2 protein-coding genes and 1 pseudogene are annotated in these 3073 nt (G+C 67.9%); all 3 read left to right on the forward strand.

All coding sequences use genetic code 11. From position 1 onward, the window contains the following. Nucleotides 1–319, forward strand: a pseudogene (locus tag MJ785_RS06485) (hypothetical protein); the annotation flags it as partial. Continuing rightward, a complete protein-coding gene (locus tag MJ785_RS06490; protein WP_239308440.1) occupies nt 319–1926 on the forward strand; it encodes a galactose oxidase-like domain-containing protein in 1608 nt (535 codons plus the stop codon). The pseudogene MJ785_RS06485 and the gene MJ785_RS06490, both read left to right, overlap by 1 nt. After that, nucleotides 1923–3071, forward strand: a complete 1149-nt coding sequence (locus tag MJ785_RS06495) for a glycoside hydrolase family 6 protein (protein WP_239380195.1) — start codon at nt 1923–1925, stop codon at nt 3069–3071. Before MJ785_RS06490 ends, MJ785_RS06495 begins: the two co-directional genes overlap by 4 nt. The last annotated feature ends 2 nt before the right edge of the window (nt 3072–3073 follow it).

Consider the following 3073-nt stretch of genomic DNA (forward strand, 5'->3'; position numbering starts at 1 on the left):
AGCAGTGCCACCAGCAGTGGCGCGCGCGAGGGCCTACAGCGAGCAGACCACTCGGTGGCTGGCCCGCCCGGCGCCCACATCGCCGCCGGGAGATCCGGCTCGGCCCGTTGCGGCGACCAGGCAGAAAGTGATCAGAGCGGCGGCCGCCGTCCAACGGCCGACCGGGATGGGGCGGGCGACCGGGCGGCCGGTGCTCGGCGGTTTTTCGGCCTCCAGCGGTTACTCGGCGGCTGGCGGCCACCTGGAGGACGTCACTATGAAGCTCCGGCCGCGGCGTCGGCGGGTGTCCCGCGACGGCCTGCTTGAGGAGCTGACCTGATGGCCGTGCTGCCGGCCTCGCCCGGCCGGGCCAACCGGCTGCGCAGGTGGCGCATGCTGCGGTTCGGTGCCTTTCTTCTCGTCATTCTCGTGGGCAACGGCCCGTTCGCCGTCTCGTGGACCGCGGCGCGTTACGAACGGTGGCGGTCCCACCGGCCGGACTACATGCGCAGCCATGGACGCTGGGACGTTGTCGCGGACAGCGGCACGCGGTCGATCCACGCGGCGATGCTGCATACCGGGAAGGTCCTGCTCATGGCCGGCTCCGGTAACGACCAGGGCAGTTTTGACGCGAAGAAGTTCAGGACCGTGCTGTGGGATCCGATCGCGAACACCTTTACCGATGTCCACACGCCCTGGGATGTCTTCTGCGCCGGGCACGCCTTTCTCCCGAATGGTGATCTGTTGATAGCGGGGGGCACCAAGAAATACGAGCTTCTTGCACCGGCCTCCCCGGACGGTAAGAAGCACGAGTACCAGGGGCTCAAGGACTCCTACCTTTTCAATCCGGTGACCGAGCGATATGAGAAGACCGGTGAGCTGAACCATGCCCGGTGGTATCCGACGTTGGTGACCCTGGCCAGCGGCCTGGTGGTGGCGGTTTCCGGGCTCGACGGCAACGGCGACATCGACCAGGGCAATACCGAGTTGTTCAGCTCAGCCAGCGGGACATGGGACGACCAGCAGGATCTCCGGAAGGTTTTTCCCACCTATCCAGCTCTGCTACTCGCCGGTGACGGCAGGCTGTTCTTCTCCGGCGCCAACGCGGGCTACGGCCCGGCGAGTGTCGCGGAGCGCCAGCCAGGCCTGTGGAACCTGACGAACAACGCCTTCCAGCCGGTCGACGGGCTGCCCGAGCCGGAACTCAACGAGACGGCAGGGACGATCATGCTCGCTCCGGCTCAGGAGCAGAAGGTGATGTTCATTGCCGGTGGCGGGGTCGGCGACACCCAGGTGGCGACTGCCCGGACCGCGATCGTAGATCTTGATTCGCCTGCCCCGCGTTACCAGCGTGGCCCCGACATGTCGAGGGTCAGGCGGTACCCCGGCGCGGTGATCCTTCCTGACGACACCGTGCTCGTCTCCGGTGGTTCCACCGGCTACCGGGCCAGGGACTCCCGGGTCGCCGAGATCTACCATCCGGATACGAGCTCCTTCACCGCGGCGGCGGACCCACACGTCGGCCGTGACTACCACTCCGAATACCTGCTGCTCCCGGACGGGCGGGTGGCTGTCTTCGGTTCGAATCCGTTGAGCGACGACAACACGTTCGAGACCCGGGTCGAGGTCTATTCGCCCAGCTACCTTTACCGGGGTGACCGTCCGAAAGTCATCTCGGCGCCGCCGCGGATAACTCGCGGATCGATGATCACTGTGGCATCGTCGCAGCCGGTGACAAAGGTGCGTTTGATCCGCCCGGGTGCCTACACCCATGTCACCGACACCGAGCAGCGTTCCGTGGCGTTACCGATCGTTCAACAGACAGCTGGCAACCTCACACTGGAGGTGCCCCAGAATCCCAATCTTCTTCCGTCAGACTGGTACATGCTTTTCGTGACCAACGGTGCGGGCGTCCCATCCGTCGCCACCTGGGTTCAAGTGGGATGACAGTGATTGTATCGATCTCCGGGTTGGTGCGGCGTATCGATGTCGTCCGGCGCCGGGCGGGCCACCGCCGGACGCGAGCCGTCGGTCTGGCGGCAGCCGCGGCCCTCGCCGCCATGCTGGCTGCCAGTGGGTGTGGCGCGGGAAGGTCGACCCGGAGCGCCAGCACGGCGGCGAACGGCGCCGGGCCACTTCACGCGGTCGGCGCGCAGTGCCCCGCGGGTGACCCGGCCGGTCGTGGCGCCGTGGCGGGCGCCGGACCGTACGGCCCGGCGCCCCGCGCGCCCTTTCTCGTCGATCCGAACAGCCAACCAGCCATAGCCGCACGTCAGGACGCCGCCAATGGGGCGAGCGCGGCGGCGATCGCGGCCAAGCCGATCGCCTTCTCAGTGGGGGACTGGCTGCGTGACGGTGTTCAAGCTGAGGTGGCGGCGCGTAGCGCGCAGGCGGAACGAGCTGGTGCCACAGCGGTCTTCATGGTCTATGCGATTCCGCACCGTGATGTCGGTGCCGGGTTCTCCGCCGGGGGAGAACCCGACGCTGCCGCCTACCGGGCGTTCACCCGGCAGGTGGCAGCGGGAATCGGTGCCCGTGCCGCCGTTGTCATCCTGGAGCCGGATTCGCTCGCGCAGATGGACAGCCTGCCCGCGGCCCAGCAGCGGGAGCGTTATCAGTTGCTGAACGACGCCGTCGACGTCTACGGCGGGCTGCCCCGTACCAGCGTCTACCTTGACGGTGCCAACTGTGGATGGACGGCGGCTCCGGTTATCGCGGACCGGCTGAGCCAGGCCGGGGTGCGGCGGACCCGTGGCTTCGCGGTCAACGTGTCGAACTACTACCGGACCGGGGACGAGATAGCCCGCGCCGAAGTGATCGCGGCGCTGATCGGCGGTGCGCATTTCGTCGTCGACACCTCGCGCAATGGACGAGGCCCGACCGACGGCAATATCAGAGATCCCTGGTGCAACCCACCCGGCCGAGGGCTCGGGGCCGCGCCAACCACCGACACCGCCAGCCCGCGGGCGGACGCGTTGCTCTGGATCAAAGTTCCAGGGGCGAGCGACGGGGAGTGCGGCCGGGAGAACCCCCCGGCTGGCGTCTGGTGGCCGGCTGAGGCCGACGAACTCGTCCGTAACGCGGAATCCTGACC

Source organism: Protofrankia sp. CiT1, assembly GCF_917627335.1.
Taxonomy (GTDB): domain Bacteria; phylum Actinomycetota; class Actinomycetes; order Frankiales; family Frankiaceae; genus Protofrankia.

Bases quoted from the DNA above. Each gene is read 5' to 3' on its own strand.
- MJ785_RS06495 (WP_239380195.1), top strand. From the start codon at position 1,923: ATGACAGTGATTGTATCGATCTCCGGGTTGGTGCGGCGTATCGATGTC.
- MJ785_RS06490 (WP_239308440.1), top strand. From the start codon at position 319: ATGGCCGTGCTGCCGGCCTCGCCCGGCCGGGCCAACCGGCTGCGCAGG.